Source organism: Flavobacterium sp. FlaQc-28, assembly GCF_044007415.1.
Classification (GTDB): Bacteria; Bacteroidota; Bacteroidia; order Flavobacteriales; family Flavobacteriaceae; genus Flavobacterium.
The window spans coordinates 24,744-45,624 of sequence record NZ_JBIPCM010000007.1; the positions used below are offsets into that span (position 1 = coordinate 24,744).

15 protein-coding genes are annotated in these 20,881 nt (G+C 33.9%); 1 reads left to right on the forward strand and 14 read right to left on the reverse strand.

Annotated elements, in window-relative coordinates:
• Positions 1 to 19: 19 nt before the first annotated feature.
• From ACHRVL_RS16955 to ACHRVL_RS16985, 7 genes are all read right to left on the reverse strand, one after another.
• Positions 20 to 1,225, reverse strand: coding sequence for a glycoside hydrolase family 105 protein (locus ACHRVL_RS16955; protein ID WP_395414667.1), 1,206 nt, complete (start codon positions 1,223 to 1,225; stop codon positions 20 to 22).
• A 9-nt stretch (positions 1,226 to 1,234) separates the two neighbouring features.
• Complete coding sequence (locus tag ACHRVL_RS16960; protein WP_395414668.1) at positions 1,235 to 2,434, reverse strand: glycoside hydrolase family 105 protein; 1,200 nt, start codon at positions 2,432 to 2,434, stop codon at positions 1,235 to 1,237.
• A gap of 339 nt (positions 2,435 to 2,773) precedes the next feature.
• Positions 2,774 to 3,739, reverse strand: coding sequence for a DUF4861 family protein (locus ACHRVL_RS16965; protein WP_089054083.1), 966 nt, complete (start codon positions 3,737 to 3,739; stop codon positions 2,774 to 2,776).
• A 10-nt stretch (positions 3,740 to 3,749) separates the two neighbouring features.
• Positions 3,750 to 4,685 (reverse strand): alpha/beta hydrolase fold domain-containing protein, encoded by a 936-nt coding sequence (locus ACHRVL_RS16970; protein ID WP_395414669.1) that lies wholly within the window; start codon positions 4,683 to 4,685, stop codon positions 3,750 to 3,752.
• A gap of 103 nt (positions 4,686 to 4,788) precedes the next feature.
• The gene (locus ACHRVL_RS16975) at positions 4,789 to 6,462 is read right to left on the reverse strand and encodes a RagB/SusD family nutrient uptake outer membrane protein (RefSeq protein WP_395414670.1); all 1,674 of its coding nucleotides are present in this window, start codon (positions 6,460 to 6,462) and stop codon (positions 4,789 to 4,791) included.
• Between the two features lie 12 nt (positions 6,463 to 6,474).
• On the reverse strand, positions 6,475 to 9,606 hold the full coding sequence (locus ACHRVL_RS16980) for a SusC/RagA family TonB-linked outer membrane protein (RefSeq protein ID WP_395414671.1): 3,132 nt from the start codon (positions 9,604 to 9,606) through the stop codon (positions 6,475 to 6,477).
• A gap of 44 nt (positions 9,607 to 9,650) precedes the next feature.
• Positions 9,651 to 11,081, reverse strand: a complete 1,431-nt coding sequence (locus ACHRVL_RS16985) for a glycoside hydrolase family 28 protein (protein WP_395414672.1) — start codon at positions 11,079 to 11,081, stop codon at positions 9,651 to 9,653.
• A gap of 289 nt (positions 11,082 to 11,370) precedes the next feature.
• Here ACHRVL_RS16985 and ACHRVL_RS16990 point away from each other — a divergent pair, with 289 nt between their 5' ends.
• Positions 11,371 to 12,399 (forward strand): LacI family DNA-binding transcriptional regulator, encoded by a 1,029-nt coding sequence (locus tag ACHRVL_RS16990; protein ID WP_395414673.1) that lies wholly within the window; start codon positions 11,371 to 11,373, stop codon positions 12,397 to 12,399.
• 182 nt (positions 12,400 to 12,581) lie between these two features.
• Here the strand turns inward: ACHRVL_RS16990 and ACHRVL_RS16995 are convergent, their stop codons facing one another.
• From ACHRVL_RS16995 to kduI, 7 genes are all read right to left on the reverse strand, one after another.
• The gene (locus tag ACHRVL_RS16995) at positions 12,582 to 14,204 is read right to left on the reverse strand and encodes a UxaA family hydrolase (protein ID WP_395414674.1); all 1,623 of its coding nucleotides are present in this window, start codon (positions 14,202 to 14,204) and stop codon (positions 12,582 to 12,584) included.
• A gap of 35 nt (positions 14,205 to 14,239) precedes the next feature.
• On the reverse strand, positions 14,240 to 15,685 hold the full coding sequence (locus ACHRVL_RS17000; protein WP_395414675.1) for a tagaturonate reductase: 1,446 nt from the start codon (positions 15,683 to 15,685) through the stop codon (positions 14,240 to 14,242).
• 215 nt (positions 15,686 to 15,900) lie between these two features.
• Positions 15,901 to 16,569 (reverse strand): bifunctional 4-hydroxy-2-oxoglutarate aldolase/2-dehydro-3-deoxy-phosphogluconate aldolase, encoded by a 669-nt coding sequence (locus ACHRVL_RS17005; RefSeq protein WP_395414676.1) that lies wholly within the window; start codon positions 16,567 to 16,569, stop codon positions 15,901 to 15,903.
• Between the two features lie 11 nt (positions 16,570 to 16,580).
• A complete protein-coding gene (locus ACHRVL_RS17010; protein ID WP_395414677.1) occupies positions 16,581 to 17,603 on the reverse strand; it encodes a PfkB family carbohydrate kinase in 1,023 nt (340 codons plus the stop codon).
• A 174-nt stretch (positions 17,604 to 17,777) separates the two neighbouring features.
• Entirely contained in the window at positions 17,778 to 19,181 is a 1,404-nt protein-coding gene (gene uxaC, locus ACHRVL_RS17015) for a glucuronate isomerase (RefSeq protein WP_395414678.1), read from the reverse strand.
• 24 nt (positions 19,182 to 19,205) lie between these two features.
• Positions 19,206 to 19,997, reverse strand: coding sequence for a gluconate 5-dehydrogenase (locus tag ACHRVL_RS17020; RefSeq protein WP_395414679.1), 792 nt, complete (start codon positions 19,995 to 19,997; stop codon positions 19,206 to 19,208).
• Between the two features lie 4 nt (positions 19,998 to 20,001).
• Complete coding sequence (kduI, locus tag ACHRVL_RS17025; RefSeq protein WP_395414680.1) at positions 20,002 to 20,841, reverse strand: 5-dehydro-4-deoxy-D-glucuronate isomerase; 840 nt, start codon at positions 20,839 to 20,841, stop codon at positions 20,002 to 20,004.
• Between the last annotated feature and the right edge of the window lie 40 nt (positions 20,842 to 20,881).

Genomic DNA, 20,881 nt, shown 5'->3' on the forward strand with positions numbered 1-20,881 from the left:
AATATATTTAAAAATTCTACTATTGTTCTACTTCTAATGCAGCCAAAATAAATGGCCCTAAACCGTGTGAGTTATCTATTTTTATTTTTTCTTTTATATAATATTCAAAAGAACCATCGCGGTACGGATTTCCTCCTAATCCTGCACTGGCGCAAACTTGTGTAATATGAATTTCGCCATCAGCATCAACAGTAACCAGTTTTTTAGTAATGGCGTCGAAACCTTTTAAAGCAAGTTTTTTATACGATGCTGGTAAATATCCTTTGTTAGCTCCTTTTGCAAAAGCATAAACAAACATTTCAGATCCAGAAGTTTCAAGGTAATTACCTTCTTTATTTCCTGCATCGGTAACCTGATACCATAATCCAGATTTGTCTTGATATTTTGCAACAGCTTTCGAAATATCGTTTAAATACTGAATTAGTTCTTTTCTTTTTGGATGTTCTTTTGGCATATAATCCAGAACATCAACCAAAGCCATCATATACCAGCCAATAGAACGCGACCAGAAATTGGGTGAAGTTCCTGTTTCTTTATTCGCCCATTGCATTTGTTTACTTTCATCCCAAGCATGAAAAAGCAATCCCGTTTTTTTATCCAGCGTATGCAGGTGAATTTGTTCAAATTGTTTGGCAACATCATTTAAATCTTTTCCGTTGTCAAACTCAACTGTATAACGTGCATAAAATGGTGTTCCCATATACAAACCGTCGAGCCACATTTGGTACGGATATATTTTTTTGTGCCAAAATCCTCCTGAGTTTGTTCTTGGATGTGTTTCTAATTGCTTTCTTAAAGTCTGCATCGCTGTTAGATAACGATTATCATTTGTTCTTTTATAAAGTTCAAACAAAAACTTACCCGGATTTACATAATCGATATTATACTCTTCGAGTTTGTAATTCATAATTTCTCCTGAAGGATTAATTACTGTTTCTCCGTAAGCTTTGATGTAATCGCCGTAAACCGGATTATTTGTTTTTTGATGCAGTTTTTCAAAAGAAGTCATCAATAAACCCAATTTATAATCCCATTTTGGTTTTTCGTTATTATCTACCTGCCAAGCTTGTGGAGCACGTTTGATAATAGAAAGCGCCATTCGCTCTGACCATTTTAGATCTTTTGAAATAGCATTGGAAGACTGTGCCGAAATTGCATTAAACGAAAATACAATCGCACTTATCAGTACAATTCGGGCAAAACTAAAAGGGCTTTTCTTTATCATAATAAATCGTTATTTATTTAATTCTACTGCACTCAGTAAAAATGCGGCTAATGCAGGCGAACTATTGTCTTTTGTTTTGCTTTTTGCATAATATTCATTTGAACCATCACGAAATGGTTTTCCGCCCAATCCTACATTGGATGAAACATTTGAAATCGTAATCTCATTATTTTCATTTGTTTTGACAAATTCTTTAACAAACACATCAAACAATTTTTGTGCTGTTTTTTTATAGGCTGCATTCAAATATCCTTTATCAGCACCTTTTGCTAAAGCATAAATAATCATTGCAGAACCTGAAGATTCTAAATAATTGCCTGTCAATTCTGGTTTATCAGCAACTTGATACCATAATCCTGACGGGCTTTGTGCTTTAACCGCATTCTTGGCAATTTCATTTAAATACATAACCAGTTCTTTTTGCTTTGGATTGCTTTTAGGAAAATAATCCAATGTTTCTACCAATGCCATCATATACCAGCCAATTCCTCTGCTCCATATTGTTGGCGAAGTTCCTGTTTCGGGATTTGCCCAGCCAATTTCTTTACTTTCATCCCATGCCTGATAAGGCAATCCTGTTTTTTTGTCTAATAAATGATTGTGAACCAATTCAAATTGTTTCACAATATCACCTAAGCTTTTACCTTTTTCGTACTTAACCGTATATTGGGTATAAAAAGGTTCTGCCATGTACAAACCATCGATCCACATTTGATTTGGATAAATTTGTTTGTGCCAAAATCCTCCGCTTGGTGTTCTTGGCTGACTTTCAAGCTGTGTTCTTAATTGTTTGATAACCGTTAAATAGCGATTGTCTTTTGTTTCTTCATATAAATTAAACAACAGTTTTCCCGGATTTACATAATCGATATTGTATTCTTTAATATCGTATTTGGCTATATTTCCGTTGCTGTCAATCAATTCATCTGCATACTCTTTGATGTAATTGAGATATTTTTTGTCTTTAGTTTTCAAATACAATTTCTCAAAAGCAGACAAAGTCAAGCTCATTTTATAATCCCATTTTGGTTTCTCGGTTCCGTCGATCTGCCAAGCTTTCGGGTATTTATTCAGAATTGTAACTGCTGTTTTCTCTGACCATTTTGAATTGGCTGAAACTGCAATTTTATTCTGATTATCATTGTTCTGACCAATTGTAAAAATGCTGTACAACAAGAAAAACGCAAAGACTGTTTTTTTATAATTCATTCTTATATTTTGTTTTACCACTCCCGATAGCTATTGGGATAATGGATTATTTGGATTATTCTTTGCTTGTATTTTAAACACATAGAAACATCGCTTTTGATACTTGATAAAAGGCATTTCACTTGCATTAACAAACATAGTATCCTATGTGTAAGAAGTGAGCTTCTTTTTATACTCTTTTAAACACAATAAAATCTATGTTACTATGTGTTAAACATTTTTTACACAGATTTGCTTCGCCTGTTCGGTATCGCTCGGGTGGCAGATTGAGCCGATTGAGCAGATTTTTTTAATCTTTTTACTCATTTATCCCGATAGCTGTCGGGAATGGCAAAAAAATTACATCTTCCCTTTTTTGTTCAGAATTTCTAATTGAGCGTCTAAATATTTTACGAAATCTTCTTTCGATTTTATTCCGTTTTGCTCTTGTTCCCAAGCGCCTAAAAGGTAAAATGAAGTCGCCTTTGTTGTTGGTTTAAAAACTAATAAATAATCTAAATCAGTATCAGCAATATTTTCGATTGTGTTTACTTCATAAAAAATAGCCATTCCCAATTTATCTGGAACTAAAGACTGCACGCCGTAAGTTGCCAAATATGCCCATTTTTTGTTTTTACTTTCTTTTTTAAGAAGTTCTGTATTTTTCTGTTTTACAATTCCAGTACAAATTCCTTTAATTTCTTTTGAAGCCTGAATGGTATGTTTTGTATAAAGCTGATCTGGTTTTATCGTTAAAGTTGAAGTAAAATCAATTTTATCAGAAGCTGTTTTCCATCCGTAATAATTCACTTTTACGCCCGATTCGTTGTTTTTATTTACAACGGTGGCAATTGTAGAATCTACTTCGCGGAAATGCAGTTTTTCGTTGTTTAAATAACGATCAATTGATCCAATTCCAATTCCTTTTCCTGCTTTTAGAATATCCGCACCCCAATCGCTCATTTCGTGATACGAATCAAAATTATCCTGACCTACAATTGGCAAAATCATTTTAGAAGTTTTCTTTCCAAAAATATCAATCGCATTTCTCCAGTCTAGATACAAACGGTATCCAATTCGGTTACTTTCCCATCCCGGACCTTCGTAACGAATATCAAAAGAATGATCTGTGTGCTCTGGGGCTAGTTTTAGTCTGTCTACATTTTTAAAAACGGTTCCGCCTTTGTATTTTCTTCCCTCCCAATGTCCATCTGTTTTAGCAGAAATTTCGGCATAGGTTTTAGCGGTTTTGATATCATACTTTTGAGCATTTACGGATGTCAAACCAATTAAAAATAAGGCTGCGACTGTGATTTTTGTTTTCATTTTATTGCAATTATTTGAATGTCTTTTTTAAAAAATTAGTTGTAAAATCAGCGGTTGGATTAAACCAAGGCTGAAAAAACCAGAAGGAATGAGGTGAATTTTCGATTGTATGAACTTCACTATAAATCTTATATTGATTTAGAATTTTTATCATGTCATCTCTCCCTGCATGAAACCTGTCGATACTGCTGTTTATAAACAATATTGGAGGTGTATTTTTATTGGTATGGCTTAAAGCTGATGCATTTTTCCAGTTCTCTGTTTTTTCTTCATAAGAACCTCCAAGCCAAAACGATGCCATCTCTCCTTCTGAAGATTCTGGATGCCTAAATGCCAAAATGCCGTCTACATTGATGATTGCATTTACTTTTGAAGATGATTTACTTTTATTTGAAGGATCATCAAAAGCCGAATTTCCATTTGTTGTACCAATCAAAGCTGCCATTTGCCCGCCCGAAGAGCAGCCTAAAACCGCAATTTTGTTTGAATCTACATTGAATTTCTTTGCATTATCTTTTATAAATCTAATCGCATTTTTTACATCATACACGCCGTACGGATATTTTGCTTCAAGCGATAATCTGTATTCTATTGTAAAACAAGAATAACCTTTTGAAGCAATTTCTTGTGCCAAAGGATTCATTTGGTTCTTGTTTCCTGATCTCCATCCGCCGCCATGAATCATAATTACAGCTGGATTTTGTTTTTGTTTTTTATTTACAAAAGCATCTAAATGCAGTGTTCTTTCTTTTGATGTAAAATAAGCCACATCGCCAATTTTATCGATGTTTTCATTCTCAGCGATAACTGGAATCGTAATCGACGGGTATTTTTTTATCAATTTTGTATAAGTGCTTTTTACGGTGTACGAAGTGTCGACACTATAAGTCTGCTGTGCATTTGCAAAGCTTATAAACCCTAATAAAATCAATACAATTTTTCGCATTAAAATCCTTTTACTTTTTAGTTAAGAAAGGAGTTCGGCACTTTGGCCAAACTCCTTTTTAACTGCTTCAAAAAAACAATAGTCTCAAAATATTAATCAATTACTAATAACCAGGATTCTGAGGAAAATCTTTATTTTGGTTTAAATCTAAAACCGATTGTGGAATTGGTCTTAAGATTTTAAGTTTACCGCCTACTCCAACAAAGTTGGATGCTTTAATTTTATAATTGTATGCTGAAGCTCTGTCAACTAATGTTCCTGTACGCTTCAAATCAAACCATCTTTTATATTCGCCTAACAATTCTCTTCCTCTTTCATCAAGAATATAATCGATAGTAAATTGTCCGATTGTTGCATTTGCTACTCCCGCTCTTCTTCTTACTTCATTTAAACGAGCTAAGCCTGTTCCTGGTTGTCCCGCTTTTAAATACGCTTCTGCCGCAATTAAGTAAGTTTCTCCCAATCGAGATACGATAATATCTCTTGTACTTACTGGTCCTGTGCTTGAAGGTGTAGTTGGATCTGGATCATCAAACTTCTTCACTGGAATAGTGTAACAGTCTAAATTTTTAATTAAAGTATGAGCTGCAGAATACTCTCCCCAAGGATGGTAAACAAACGTAGCCGCTTTTCTTGAAGCATTTGCAGTTTCCCAAGCTGTTCTGTCAGCAGGCGTAAACCATTTTGGCTCGTAAAAATGTCTTACTTTTAATGATGCTGGATTTGAACTTCTATAGTATGGATAGTACAAAACAGTTTTAGTAACTCCATTTGTAGTTTCTGGACCTTCAAGAATTTCAGTCATGAAAGTAGCATCCCATCTTTTATCTCCTTTTTCGTATAATCCTAAAGCATAATCTGTCGGGCATAAATTGTAGCTTCTTAACGGCGCTCCAGTTTCTGCTCCACCTAAGTACGAACTAAAATAGTAAAACTGATTATTTCCTAATTTTGTTGGATCTGTACTTGTTGATGCTTTATCATATTGTACAGAAAAAATGGTTTCAGCATTTAAATCGTTTCCAGGTTTAAATAATTGATCAAAAGCAATTGCCAAAGTTTGTCCTGCAATCGCAGCATCAGCATAAGATGCAGCCTTAGTAAAATCATCCGCTTTACCAAATGTTTCGTATCCTCTAGTTAAGTAAACTTTTGCCAATAAATCATTTACGGCTCTTTTGTTTACTTTTCCTGCTGAGCTATAAGCTGCAGTTCCAACATTTGCCAATGCGAAATCTAAATCTCCGATAATCTGTGTATATACTTCTTCGGCTGAATTTCTGGTAAAAGATAAAATTGGTGTTGCAATATAATCGTTTACAACAGGAACACCACCATAAGTCTGCACCAGCAAAAAGTAAGCTTGCGCTCTTAAAAATCTTGCCTCACCTACCTGAGCATTTAAGATTGAAGTCTGCTCTGTTATAGTCGAAAAATGAATTGTTTTATTTACCGCCTGAATCAACTGATAGCAAGGATTGTATAAATCTGCCACATTATCTGATGAAGGTATTAAAAGTGTATATTGGCTTAAACCTGCAGGTTCTGGCCCTCTTCCTTCTGCATACATATCTGTTCCTGACTCAAAAAGCCATGGATTTCCTCCATATATACCTTTTAACCAAGCATAATTTGTGTTTACCAATAATTGAAATCCAGATGCGGTTTTATAAGTTGCATCTGCGGGTACATAAGAACGGCTTTCTTCTTCAATATAATCACTGCATGAGCTTACAGATACAGCGATTATTCCTAACATTATTATTATTTTTTTCATTTGATATCTTTATTAAAATTTAACACTTAATCCCAATTGTGTAGTAACAGCTGCTGGACGATTTACTCCAAATGGCGAACCTGCCCACTCTGGATCGTACCCGTCAAATTTTGTAAATACAAATGGGTCTAAAACATTTACATAAACTCTTAGATTACTGATTTTTAGTTTTTTCAACAATTCAGAATCTAGTGTATAACCTAAAGATATATTTTTAATTTTCACGTAAGATGCATCTCTATAATATCCAAATAAAGAAGTCCAATAAGCTCCAGCTCCTGTTGCAACTGGTCCTGGTCTTGGATTTTGAGTGTTAGCGTTAGCAGGAATTCCTGTACCATTAGTTGGAATAAAATAATCCATAGCAATTTTCTGACGTCCTCTATCACTTACATCAGCAAAGTTTTGGTGAAAAGTACTCAAAACAGTTTGTCCTTGACTAGTTAAAACTGAGAAATTAAAATCAAACTGTCCAACAGTTAACTTTGAATAAAAACTTCCCTGCCATTCTGGGTTTGGATTACCAATTACAGTTCTATCGTCCTGATTAAATTTACCATCATTATTTAAGTCTTTTGGTCTTGCTTGTCCAGGAGCCATTCCGTAAGTCGCCGCCTGAGCTGCTTCACTTTCCTGCCAAACTCCATCATAAACATAATTGTAATTAGGATTCAAAGGTGCACCAAGTATCAGTTTATTACCAATATCACTTACTTTATCTTGATTGTAAATTGACTCTAATTTGTTTACGTTTTTAGTAAATGTAAAAGTGGTTTCCCAATTTACATTTTTAGATTTAATGTTTTTTGTTGTCAATAAAACCTCAATACCTTTGTTACTTACAGATCCAACATTGGCAAATGTATTTTTCCAACCTGTTTCTGCTGGTAATTGCTGCTTGTAAATTAAATCATCTGATAATCTGTCATAAACGTCAACACTACCGCTAATACGGTTTTTTAAGAATCCAAAATCAACTCCTAAATTGTATTCTCTTGTTTTTTCCCAAGTTAAATTTGGGTTGGCTAAATTTTCTGACTGCCATCCAGAAACAACATTTGCTCCTGCAGCATAGAATGTCTGCTGATTTAGTAATGCTTGAGAAGTATATGGCGCAACGTTATCATTTCCTGTATAACCTAAACTTGCACGTAATTTTAAATCAGAAACTACTGAACTGTTTTCTAAGAAAGATTCTTTGCTGATTTTCCATCCTAATGCTACAGAAGGGAAACTCTGCCATTTATTACCTTCAGATAAAACAGAAGAACCATCCCATCTTGTAGAAGCTGTAATTAAATATTTGTCTTTATAGGCATAGTTTAAACGAACTGCATAAGAGTTTAAGGTATTCTTTGCATAAGATGATTTTACTACATAACTGGTTTGTACTCCAGATCCCATATTATCCGTTCCTACATCAAAAGGCTGATTATTAGAATACAAAGAAGAAAACTCATCAACATTTGAGTACAAACTTTGTAATAACAATAAACTAAAATCATGTACATCGTTAAAAGTATGTTTTAAATCAATTTGATTGTCCCAAGTATAATTGAAGTTATTTGAGTTTTCAAGAGTTGCAGAATTCTTTCCATTTAATGTTACACCTGCATTTGTTTGTGCAGTATAAGCCTTTGAGCCTTGTGTATCCATAATACCAGCAGCAAATGTCGTTTTAAACGAAAGCCATTTTAAAGGCTGGTATTGAAAATAAGCATTACCAACTGTCTGCCATGTTTTTTCTGTTTGAGAAGAATTAGCAATCTCCATTAATGGGTTTACTGTAGACGTTTTATTTATTGCCCAAGAACCATCAGGATATGTTAATTTACCAGGTAAGAAAAATAAAGTTCCTACTTTTTCATTTCCTGCTGCATCAACAGCCCAAGGAGACATTAAAGGACTTAGTCTAAAAGCATCCTGCATAGCTAAATCACTTCCTAATTGATTGTCTAATCTAGCAATTGTAACATTTACTCCTGTAGAAAACTTATCATTTATTTTATGATTTAATCCTAATTTAAAAGAGTATTTGTCTGTTGAATCATTATCGATAAGACCTCTGTCACTTTGAATACCAAATCCTAAGTTATAACTCAAACCAGAATCTGATCGACCAGAAATATTTAAATAATTATTCTCAGTCATTCCACTTTTAAGTACTGCATCATACCAGTCATAATTGTAACCGCTATTGGCACGAGAAACTAATAATGGACTTTGATTTCCTGCTAATGCAGCTAATTGAGCCGGAGTCTGCGTTGCAGGAGTAGCACTCATATAAGCCACTTGGTGAAATTTCCACCACTCTTCTCCTGTCATCATTTTTGGAAGTCTAGCTGCTGTTTTATTTCCGTAAGAAGTATCAAATGTTACGCTGATACCTGCTTTTGCACTTGTACCGCTTTTTGTCGTAACTATAATAACTCCATTTGATCCTCTAGAACCATAAATCGCTGCAGAAGATGCATCTTTTAAAACATCCATTCTAGCAATATCTTGTGGATTTAAGAAATCAATTCCATCCATAGGAACTCCGTCAACTACATATAATGGTGAAGAACCAACCATACTTGGGTTACTAGAATCTGCAATTAGAGAGTTATTTCCTCTAATTACAACTTTAAATCCATCACCCGCACGACCTGTACTAGATGAAATTTGAACTCCGGGAGTACTTCCCTGAATTGCTTCAAGCGGACTGATCGTGTTTCTCTCTGTAATTGTAGCCGCATTAATTGTACTTACTGAACCGGTAAGATCTGTTTTCTTAACAGAACCGTATCCTACTACTACAACTTCATTTAATGAATTTGACTGCTCTACAAGACTAACATTTACTTTGCTTTTTCCAGCAACACTTACTTCCTGAGTTTGAAACCCCAGATAGCTTATTATTAAAACTGCTTTATTACTTGTTACATTTATCTTGAAACTTCCTTCAAAATCTGTCGAAGTTCCATTTTTGGTTCCTTTCTCGTTAATGTTTACCCCTGGCAGTGACAATCCCGACGCATCTGTAATTTTCCCTTCTATTGTGGTAGACTGCGCTTTTGCTGAAAAGCTCAACAGGAAATTTAGGAAAAATAAAAATACAAGATTGTATTTTACTTTTTTCTTTAATGGTTGTTTAATGTTCATAATTTTGTTTAGTGGTTTTCTGGTTAATTGATAGTTACTCGTTTTTAATTATTTACTTTTTGTTCATTGATATAGGTATTAATAAATTTTATATTCTTAACATTTTTTAATTTATAGATCGAATCTACTTTTTGAATTTTTACGTTTTTAAGGGTTATGTTTTCAACTGGAGATTCCTTGTAACCTTCTGCCCAAACGCTGTATTTTCCACCATTTTTTACATTTACATTCTCAAGACTTATGTTCCTGATCGTTGGTATAAAATTTCCAGTTTGTGATCCGTAAACATTATAAAACATGTTTAACTTCAATACACATTCTTTCACAGTTCCTACTTCAAGGTTTCTAACATAAACATCTTCGATTACACCGCCTCTTTTTGAATTGGTTTTGATTCGAATGGCACGATCCAAATTTGGACTGTCCATATTGCAGTTTTCTACAAAAACATTATTCACTCCGGCCGATATTTCGCTTCCAATAACAACACCTCCGTGCCCGTCGATCATTTTACAGTTTTGCACAATGATATTTTTACTTGGTAATCCCACTCTTCTTCCATCAGCATCACGACCTGCTTTAATAGCAATACAGTCATCACCAGTATTGAAAGTACAGTTTCTAATTATTATGTTTTGAGAATACTCAGGATCGCAGCCATCATTATTTGGTCCGTGGCTGTTTACCGTTACACCATCAATAATCATATTGTTTGTTTTGATAGGATGCAAAATCCAAAAAGGTGCATTTATTATTGTTACATCCTTTACTAAAACTGTGTTACATTCAAAAAACTCAATAAAATTAGGTCTCAAATATCTTCCTTCTCCAAAAATTCTTTCCGCTACCGGAATGCCCTTTTCTGCCATATCAACCAAAACTTCACGGTTGTTTGGATCATTTTGAGACGGAATACCTTTTTTCCATCCGTAATTTTTTCCGCCCGACCAAACCCACCAATTTGTACTGTCTGCCTGTCCGTTTAGAATTCCTTTTCCAGTTACAGCAACATTTGTTTTGCCCTTAGCATAAATAAGCGGTGAATAATTCATTACTTCTGTTCCTTCCCATGAAGTATGAACAATTGGATATTCTTTTGGATTCAGACTAAAAAGAATTTCTGCATTATCTTCTAAATGCAGATTTACATTACTTTCTAAATGAATTGGACCTGTAAGGTATTTCCCATTCGGAACCAAAATTTTTCCCCCTCCATTAGATGCACAAGCTTTAATTGCTTTTTCAAAAGCTAAAGTATTTGAAGTTTTTGCATCAGCTACTGCTCCAAAATCGTTTATATTATATGTTTTGTCTGAAAAATGAGTTTCTGGAATACTTTTTATTATCGATTCCATTCTTTTCCAAGGATCCGCCTCTGTTACAGCAGTAATTTTCTTTGAACATGATATAATCATCATGACCATTACGCTGTAAAAAACAACCACTTTATACGTTATACTCTTATTTGCAATCATGTAAATGGAAATTATAGTTTAACAGGCGAAAACATCAACGATTATGTAATCGATTACACGAAATTAAAAAATATGTTCCAACCCACCAAATTTATTTAGAAATAATTTATACATTTAATTTTTATTAATAATTATTATTACATTTAATGCAAAAAATATTATAATTTATTATCATTGTAAAACAGAAATCGTTTGAGTAATGAATTATGGTAATCGATAACATTAAATATTACATTATATAAAAAAAATGTATTTTTGTCTATAAATTAATTTGTAAAATCTCTTTTTAATGAGCGAAAAAGTAACCATTTATGATATTGCCGAAAAATTAAATATCACTGCAGCTACTGTTTCCAGAGCACTTAATAATAATCCTAAAATAAAAGAAAGTACTCGGGAATTGGTTATTAAAACAGCTGCTTCAATGAATTACAAGCAAAACAAGCTTGCATTAGCATTAAAAAGCGGCAGAAGCAATAATATTGGCGTAATTGTACCGAGAATTGACAGTAATTTTTTTGCCTCTGTTATTAGAGGTATTGAAGAAGAACTGCATCCGCACGGTTATCAGGTAATTATCTGCCAAACTCATGAAAGCAAAAAAAGAGAAAATGAAAATCTATATACTTTAATAGATGCACAGGTCGACGGCATAATCATGTCTGTTACTGATGTTACCTCCGAAAACGACAATGCTTTTCATAACGTACTGCAAAAAAACGTTCCTTTAATCTTTTTTGACAGAAGCAAACATATCGACGGAGTAAGTTCTGTAACTATTAATGACTTTAGAGGCGGTTATTTAACCACAAAACACTTAATTAATGAAGGCTGCAGATGCATTGCTCACTTATCTGGTGATCAATCTTTAGATATATTTAAAAATAGATTTTTAGGCTATAAACAAGCTCTACTCGATAACGGAATGACATTTAGAGAAGAATATGTAATCCCTGTAAAAAGTAGTGTTGATGCCGGAAAAGAAGCAGTTGACAAATTATTACAATTAGAAACACCTCCTGATGCTATATTCTCGTCGAGTGATTTTGCTGCTTTAGGCGCAATTCAAGAGCTAAAAGAGAGAAACATCAGCATTCCAAAAGAATTTTGTGTCGCAGGATTCAGTAATGAACCTTTTACCAAATTCATGGAGTTGTCTATTACTTCTGTTGATCAATCTCCGTTGGAAATGGGAAAAATGTCTGCTCGTGTTTTCTTAGAACAAGTAGACAAAACAGATACTATTAAAATCGAAAAAAAGGTAGTTCTTGCACCAGAATTACACATTCGTAAGTCTTCATCAAGAAGCACTTTTTAATATTTTTCAACCATATAAGTGATATAAGTAAATTTAAGTTTGCTTTAAAATCTAATAAAAAAGCAGCTCTTATAGAGCTGCTTTTTTATTGTAAGTACAATCTAGAATAAACTTAAATAACTTATATGGTTAAAAAAAAAGACGCACAACTGTGCGTCTCTACATATATATTTAAATCTCTTTTATAAAGAAACTCCTCTTTTCCAAGGAATAAAATCGTTTTGATTTAAAATCGCTGCTTTGGTTTTAATTGTACCACTTGCAACATCAATAATAAATTCTAACATTTCATCAGCCATTTCATCAATTGATTTTTCTCCAGTGATAATGCCGCCAGTATCAATATCGATAATATCAGACATTTTAGCCGCTAATTGTGTGTTTGATGAAATCTTTACAACTGGAGCAATCGGATTACCTGTAGGCGTTCCTAAACCTGTTGTAAACAATACCATATTTGCACCAGAACCAACCATTGCAGTCGTACATTCAACATCATTTCCTGGCGTGCAAAGCAATGTAAAGCCTGGTTCGTTAATATATTCTCCATAATCAAAAACACCTGTAATTGGCGATGTTCCTCCTTTTTTAGCAGCACCAGCCGATTTCATAGCATCTGTAATCAAACCGTCTTTAATGTTACCTGGGGAAGGATTCATATCAAATCCTGAACCTGCATCTACAACTGTTTTTTCGTACCATTGCATTAAATCTAAGAAACGTTTTCCATCCTTATCATCTACACAACGATTAACTAATTCTTGTTCTACTCCACATAATTCAGGAAATTCAGAAAGAATTGTAGTTCCTCCCAAAGCAACTAAATGATCAGATAACACTCCCAATGTTGGGTTTGCTGAAATTCCAGAAAATCCATCAGATCCACCGCACTCTAAACCAATTCTTAATTTAGACAATGGAGCTGGTTCTCTCTTTATCTCATTTGCTTTTTTAATCGCTTCAAAAGTATCTTTTACAACACTGCTCAACATGGTTTCGATAGTTCCAATAGATTGCTGATCGTAAATCAAAACTGGTTTTTTACTATTTGGATTTATTGCATCTAGAGCGTCTTTGAAAATTTGAATTTGCAGATTCTGACATCCTAAACTCAAAACTGTAGCACCAGCAACATTAGGATTATTTACATAACCTGCTAATAATTTAGCTAAACTATGAGAATCCTGACGAATTCCGCCGCAGCCGCCTTGATGTGTAATAAATTTAACTTCAATATTATTAAACAAGTTAGCATCATTTGAAGCTGCTTCATTTCCTGCTCCGCCTGTTTCTGATTTTACCAAAGAACGCAGTAATAACTGGTAGTCATTTTCCTTTGGTTTCATCAATTCTTTCTCAAAAATATCTTTTAAGATTTCGATGTTTCTGTTTTCACAAAATACTAATGGAAAAAACAGCCAAACATTTTCAGTTCCAACCTGCCCATCTTCTCTATGATAGCCCTGCCAAGTTCTGTCCTTCCATTTATCAACATTTGGAGCTGTCCAGCCAATAGTTTCTGTTTTACCAGTAACTTTATCGCTTTCGTGCTTCACGTTTACAGTAGAAAGCAATCCTCCTTTTTCGATTCTTGCACTTGCTTTTCCTACCAAAACACCATACATAATGATTCTGTCTCCTACATTAAAAGGAACCATTGCAATCTTATGTTTCATTTTTACATCAGACTCAATAGTAATTGATTCTCCTTCGAAATCAATTACTTCGCCCGCTGTAAGATTCACCAAAGCAACCGCTACATTGTCGGTTGGGTGAACTTTTATAAGTTTTTTTTGCGTTGCCATAATTAACCCTTGTTCTTTATTTTTTTATCTTTTTTTTATTTTATTCTTTCTTGAAACTTAGCAAAACCAGCTTCAATACCATTTGCATCAATTTCCTCTAATGCAATTGTAATTGCTTTTGTTAGTCCAGAAACTTCAGTTAAATCTTCATCCCAGAAACTTTTGTTTTGTAATGTTAAACGAGCGATTTTTTCGTAATCATCCGATTTCCAAAGTCCGTTGAAGAAAGCTGTAATATCTTCACCATCTTTAACCGGTAAACTTTGACCATTCCAAGTTCCTTTATAGAAACGAATTAAACTCGCTAATGAAAAAGTCAAATTAACAGGCAATTTTTGGTTAGCCTTATAATATCCTAATAAACTAGGCAAAACTCTTACTTTGAATTTCGATACAGAATTTAATGCAATATCAGCAAGTGCATGTTTGATAAATGGATTTTTAAATCGGTCCATTACTTCCTCAGAATAGGCCGTAATTTCATTTTTGTCCATATCAAGAGTTTCACTAATTTCACTAATAACGCTATTTACAAATTTTCCAGTAAAATCTCCGTTAACAGTTTCCATTACTAATTTATTACCATGCAAAAGTGAAAAAGGAACCATTGCCGTATGCGCACCGTTTAAAATACGAACTTTAATCATTTTAAAAGGACGTATATCATCAACGATTTTTACATTCAAATCTGTTTTATGAAAAGGCAATTTTGCTTTTAGATCCTCTCCACCTTCAATAGCCCAAAGGAAAAAAGGTTCAGCCGCAACAATTAAATTATCCTCATAATCTAATTTATTATTGTATTCTTCAATTTCAGCTCTTGGATATCCAGGAACAATTCTGTCAACCAAAGTACTATGATAGGTACAAGCATCTGATACCCAAGTTTTAAATGCATCTTCTAATTTCCATAAATCAATATATTGTAAAATATATTTTTTAAGCGTCTCAGAGTTATAATCAATTAATTCACAAGGAATTATTGTAACTCCTTTAGAAGCATCACCATTAAAATGCTTAAATCTTTCATATAATAAAACAGTCAATTTTGCAGGAAATGACACCGGTGGCTGCATATCTGGAGTATCACTTTCAATAAATTCAATTCCAGCTTCAGTAGTATTAGAAACAATAAACTGAAGTTCTTCTTCTTTAGCTAAAGCCAAATAATTTGTAAATTCAGTATATGGGTTTATAGTTTTTACGATATTAGTAATTAACTCAATGTCTTGTATCTTTTCACCTTTTTTAATTCCGTTCATAAACAAGGTATAAAGACCGTCCTGATCATTAATCATATTTACCATACCGTCCTTCAAAGGTTGAACTATTGCAATACCAGCATTAAAATCAACTTCTTTATTTAGTTTGTAAAAAGCATAATCAACAAAGGCTCTTAAAAAGTTACCTTCTCCAAACTGAACTACCTTAATTGGCTGTAACTTTTCTAATCCTGTATTTATTCTATTTAATTTTTTCATTTTAAATTTTCTTTAATGCGTTATAAATAACCATTTATAAACCTTATTTCTTTATTTCTGCCTTTTAAATTGTAAATGAAACATTACACTTGAATGTAAAATAAAACCCGCTGTGAGGAGTGACAGAAATTATTTTGCAAGCGTAATGTTCAATTACAATCTCTAAAATCTAAAAAAAACGCATCTAAATAAGGATTGGCATGATTACTCCTTATTTATTTTTTTATATTTTTTATAATATCAAGAACCTGACTAACCTTTGCAGTTAAACCGTCAAAATCTTTATTTTCTAATATATCTTTTGAGATCAGCTGCGATCCTAATCCTACGCAAATTGCTCCTGCATTAAGCCATGAACTCAAGCTTTCAACAGTTGGATAAACTCCGCCTGTAGGCATAATATTTGTCCACGGACATGGTCCTTTTATTGCTTTAATAAACTCTGGACCGTAAGTATCTGCAGGAAATAATTTTACAATTTCACAGCCTAATTCTTCCGCTCTTGCAATTTCCGACAGCGTACCACAGCCTGGCGACCACAATACTTTTCGGCGATTGCAGGCAATTGCTATATCTTCTCTAAAAACCGGTGTAACAATAAAATTTGCTCCTAAACTCATGTACAATGAAGCCGATGCAGCATCTGTAATAGAGCCAACTCCTAAAATCATTCCCGGAAGTTCAGCTAAAGCATATTTATTTAAAGCTCCAAAAACTTCGTGAGCAAAATCACCTCTGCTGGTAAATTCCATTAATCTAGAACCACCATCATAACATGCTTTTAAAACTTTTTTACTTAATTCGATGTCAGAATGAAAAAACAATGGAACCATTCCGTTATCTTTCATTGTCTGTGCAACCTCTATTCTTGAAAACTTTGCCATATTTCTCTTAATTATCTTGATACCAATGCAGAACCATCACCATCAATCATATTTTCAACTTCTTTTAAAGTAACCAAATTATAATCTCCTGCAATTGTATGTTTTAAACAACAAGCTGCAACTGCAAAATCTAATGCTCTTTGGTTATTATTTTGATATTCTAACAATCCGTAAATCAATCCTCCCATAAAAGCATCACCACTTCCTACTCTATCGACAACCGGCGTTACTTCTTTAACAGCCGCTTGATACACTGCCTTTCCGTCAAACAAAATCCCGCCAATTCTTTGATGAGATGCACTTACAGAATAGCGTAATGTTGTCGCCGCCACTTTTAAATTTGGAATCAGCTCGAACAACTTTGTATATAAAACGGGAAGTGTTTTTTCATCCTGATAATTCGGATTCACTTTCGGAATTCCTAACATAAAATATGCTGTATCGATATCGCCTAAAATAACATTACTATATCTAAGCATTTCTGGCATAACCTCACTTGGTGTTTTACCGTACTGCCAAAGTTTTGACCTGTAATTTAAATCGCATGAAATTTTAATTCCAAGTTTGTGAGCCGTTTTAATCGCTTCTAAACAAGCTTCTGCAGCGCTTTGTGAAATTGCCGGCGTAATACCGCTCCAGTGAAACCATTCAGCACCTTCAAGAACTTTTTCCCAATCTATCTGCCCTTTTTCAATAGTCGACATTGCACTGTGAGCGCGATCGTAAACTACATTGCTTCCTCTCGTTCCTGCACCTGTTTCTAGAAAGTAAATCCCTAAACGTTCTCCTCCATAAAGAATGTTTTTAGACTCTACGTTCATTTTTCTGATTTCTTTCAATGCAGAAAAACCAATTTCATTTTCAGGCAGTCTTGTTACAAATTCAGCATTTACACCATAATTCGCCAAGGAAACACATACATTGAATTCTCCGCCACCATACGTAGCACCAAATGCTGTAGATTGTGAAAAACGTAAATGTCTTTCTGTTGATAAACGCAGCATGATTTCTCCAAATGCAACTACTCTACTCATTTTTTTATTTTTAATTTTACCATTAAGGCATTAAGAAAATTAAGCTTTGCTTTATGTTCTCTTTGCGATTAAAGGTTAAGCTGATTAAGCCTACTCGCTTAATTATCTTTTTATTATTAAGTAACTATTTTAACCCAAAACTTAATTTTCTTAATGCCTTAATGGTTAAAAAAACTAAAATTTGAAATATTCTTTTGCGTTGTTGTATGAAATGTCGGCAACTAATTTCCCTATCCATTCCATATCATTTGGAAGTTCTCCACGTTTAATTTCGTCTCCCAAAAGATTACATAAAATACGTCTGAAATATTCGTGTCTTGGGAATGATAAGAAACTTCTTGAATCTGTAAGCATTCCAACAAAACAGCTGATTAATCCCATATTTGAAAGTGCATTTAACTGCTTTGTCATTCCGTCTTTTTGATCTAAAAACCACCATCCAGAACCAAACTGTACTTTTCCGCGAACGCTTCCATCGTTGAAATTTCCAATCATTGTTGCCATAACTTCATTATCAGCAGGATTTAAGTTGTAGATAATTGTTTTTGTCAATTTATCTTTACTGTCTAAAGCATTTAAAAAGCTTGATAATTTTTGTGCTTGCGGATAATCTCCAATTGAATCCCAACCAGTATCAGGGCCTAAAATCCTGTGCATACGAGCATTATTGTTACGCAAAGCCCCTAAGTGAAACTGCTGTACCCATCCGAATTCATGATAGGTTTCAGATAAGAATACTAAAACAGCACTTTGGAATTTTAAAGCTTCTTCTGGAGTTATGATTCTGTTTTCTCTTTTCTTTTTGAAAATTGAACTGATTTCTGATTCTGTAAATTCTTCAAAATAAATTTGATCTAAACCGTGATCACTCAATTTACATCCGTTTGCATTAAAGAACTCAATTCTGTTTCTTAATGCTGTTTGTAAATCAGCATAAGTATTAATTGCAACTCCAGACACATCCCCTAATGTGTCTAGATATGCATTATAACCATCATTAGAAATTAAGATAGCTTTATCTGGTCTGAAAGCTGTACTCATCTTTGTTCCGATTGGATTTTTTGCCAATTTCTGATGAAATTCTAAAGAATCAATCGGGTCTTCTGTAGTACAAACTAATTCAGCGTTTACTTTTTTAAGTAGATTTTGTGTGCTGTAAGCCTGAGAATTAATTTTCTCAGTCGTTTCGATATAAATTTTCTCTGCCGATTTTTCATTCAATAAATCGTAGATATCAAAATAACGAGCTAATTCTAAATGCGTCCAGTGATACAAAGGATTACGCATCGTATACGGAACTGTTTTCGCCCAGTTTAAGAACTTATCTTTATCTGAACCATTTCCAGTTACAAACTGCTCATTGATTCCTAATGTACGCATTGCACGCCATTTGTAATGATCTCCGTTGATCCAAACCTGTGTAATATTGTCAAAAATTTTATCTTCGGCAATAAACTGCGGATTTAGGTGATTATGGTAATCAATTATAGGCTGATTTTTTGAATAGTTATGATATAACTCTTCAGCAAATTTATTTTCTAATAAAAAATTATCGTTTATGAATGCCTGATTGCTCATGTCTTTTTAAATATAATTTGAGAATTAAACTTCGTTTGAAGGTTTTCCTATTGTAGCAAGAATTCCGCCGTCAACATATAAAATATGTCCGTTTACAAAATCGCTTGCTTTCGATGATAAAAATATTGCAGCTCCTGCCAAATCACCTGGATCTCCCCATTTTGCCGCCGGCGTTCTGCTAATAATAAAATCATTAAAAGGATGTCCGTCAACTCTTATAGGTTTTGTTTGTTCCGTTGCAAAATAACCAGGTCCAATTCCGTTAATCTGTACATTATACTTTGCCCATTCTGTTGCCATATTTTTGGTCAACATTTTCAAACCGCCTTTTGCAGCTGCATAAGCCGAAACTGTACTGCGGCCTAATTCGCTCATCATTGAGCAAATGTTAATTATTTTTCCCTGCCTTCTTTCAATCATTCCTTTTGCAACATGCTTAGAAACTATAAATGGACTTACCAAATCAATATCAATTACTTCTCTAAAATCAGAAACTTCCATGTCTAGTAATGGAATTCTTTTGATGATTCCAGCATTGTTAATCAAAATAGCAATTGGCCCAACTTCGCTTTCAATTTTCTTTACAGCTTCTATAACTTCCTTTTCATCCGTTACATTAAACCTGTATCCAAAAGCATTTATACCTTCATTTTTCAGCTCTTTTACTGCTTCATCAATCTTTTGTTGAGACGAATTACCATTAACAACAATTGTTGCACCGGCATTTCCTAATCCTTTTGCCATTGCCATTCCCAGTCCGTGAGTACTTCCTGTAATTAGGGCAACTTTTCCTGTTACATCAAATAGGTTTGTCATGATCTTATCTTAAGTCTGTAATTTTACAAACATCCATATCTCCATAATCTAAATTTTCACCAGCCATTCCCCAGATAAATGTATAGTTACTGGTTCCTGAACCTGAGTGAATCGACCAAGGTGGAGAAATAACTGCTTGATGATTATTCATCCAAATATGTCTTGTTTCCTGCGGTTGTCCCATAAAATGACAAACAGCTTGATTTTCTGGAATGTCCAAATAAAAATAAACTTCCATTCTGCGATCGTGTACGTGTGCCGGCATGGTGTTCCAAACACTTCCTGGTCTTAGCTCCGTCATACCCATTTGCAACTGGCAGGTTGTTACAACGCTTCCAATAATCATTTGGTTTACTGTACGGTGATTAGCCGTTTCCATAGTTCCCAATTCTAATTTATTTGCTTCTGCCAAACTTACTTTTACCGTTGGGTAAGTCGTATGAGCCGGCGCAGAGTTTAGGTAAAATTTTGCTGGATTTTTGCTGTCGTTACTTTTAAAAACAACTTCTTTATTCCCGCTGCCGATATACAAAGCGTCTTTGAAACCTAACTCATAAGAAGTTCCTTCTACAACTACAGAACCTCTTCCGCCTACATTAATAATTCCAAGCTCTCTTCTTTCTAAAAAATACGGTGCTTTAAGCGGATCGATTGTTTCCAAAGCTAAATCACCTTTTACTGGAACCGCAGAACCTGCAATGTATCTGTCGTAATGAGAGTAAACCAATACAACTTCATCCTCCTGCATTAAATCATCAATTAAGAATTCTTCTCTTAACTGTTGCGTATCATATTTTTTAACAGCTTCAGGGCTTGACGCGTATCTTGAACTATATTTTGTCATAATTTATATTTTAATGTAATCGATTGCACAAAATTAATTT

Excerpts from the sequence above, each read along its gene's own strand:
- ACHRVL_RS16955 (WP_395414667.1), bottom strand. The coding sequence starts at position 1,225 with ATGATAAAGAAAAGCCCTTTTAGTTTTGCCCGAATTGTACTGATAAGT.
- ACHRVL_RS16960 (WP_395414668.1), bottom strand. The coding sequence starts at position 2,434 with ATGAATTATAAAAAAACAGTCTTTGCGTTTTTCTTGTTGTACAGCATT.
- ACHRVL_RS16965 (WP_089054083.1), bottom strand. The coding sequence starts at position 3,739 with ATGAAAACAAAAATCACAGTCGCAGCCTTATTTTTAATTGGTTTGACA.
- ACHRVL_RS16970 (WP_395414669.1), bottom strand. The coding sequence starts at position 4,685 with ATGCGAAAAATTGTATTGATTTTATTAGGGTTTATAAGCTTTGCAAAT.
- ACHRVL_RS16975 (WP_395414670.1), bottom strand. The coding sequence starts at position 6,462 with ATGAAAAAAATAATAATAATGTTAGGAATAATCGCTGTATCTGTAAGC.
- ACHRVL_RS16980 (WP_395414671.1), bottom strand. The coding sequence starts at position 9,606 with ATGAACATTAAACAACCATTAAAGAAAAAAGTAAAATACAATCTTGTA.
- ACHRVL_RS16985 (WP_395414672.1), bottom strand. The coding sequence starts at position 11,081 with ATGATTGCAAATAAGAGTATAACGTATAAAGTGGTTGTTTTTTACAGC.
- ACHRVL_RS16990 (WP_395414673.1), top strand. The coding sequence starts at position 11,371 with ATGAGCGAAAAAGTAACCATTTATGATATTGCCGAAAAATTAAATATC.
- ACHRVL_RS16995 (WP_395414674.1), bottom strand. The coding sequence starts at position 14,204 with ATGGCAACGCAAAAAAAACTTATAAAAGTTCACCCAACCGACAATGTA.
- ACHRVL_RS17000 (WP_395414675.1), bottom strand. The coding sequence starts at position 15,685 with ATGAAAAAATTAAATAGAATAAATACAGGATTAGAAAAGTTACAGCCA.
- ACHRVL_RS17005 (WP_395414676.1), bottom strand. The coding sequence starts at position 16,569 with ATGGCAAAGTTTTCAAGAATAGAGGTTGCACAGACAATGAAAGATAAC.
- ACHRVL_RS17010 (WP_395414677.1), bottom strand. The coding sequence starts at position 17,603 with ATGAGTAGAGTAGTTGCATTTGGAGAAATCATGCTGCGTTTATCAACA.
- uxaC (WP_395414678.1), bottom strand. The coding sequence starts at position 19,181 with ATGAGCAATCAGGCATTCATAAACGATAATTTTTTATTAGAAAATAAA.
- ACHRVL_RS17020 (WP_395414679.1), bottom strand. The coding sequence starts at position 19,997 with ATGACAAACCTATTTGATGTAACAGGAAAAGTTGCCCTAATTACAGGA.
- kduI (WP_395414680.1), bottom strand. The coding sequence starts at position 20,841 with ATGACAAAATATAGTTCAAGATACGCGTCAAGCCCTGAAGCTGTTAAA.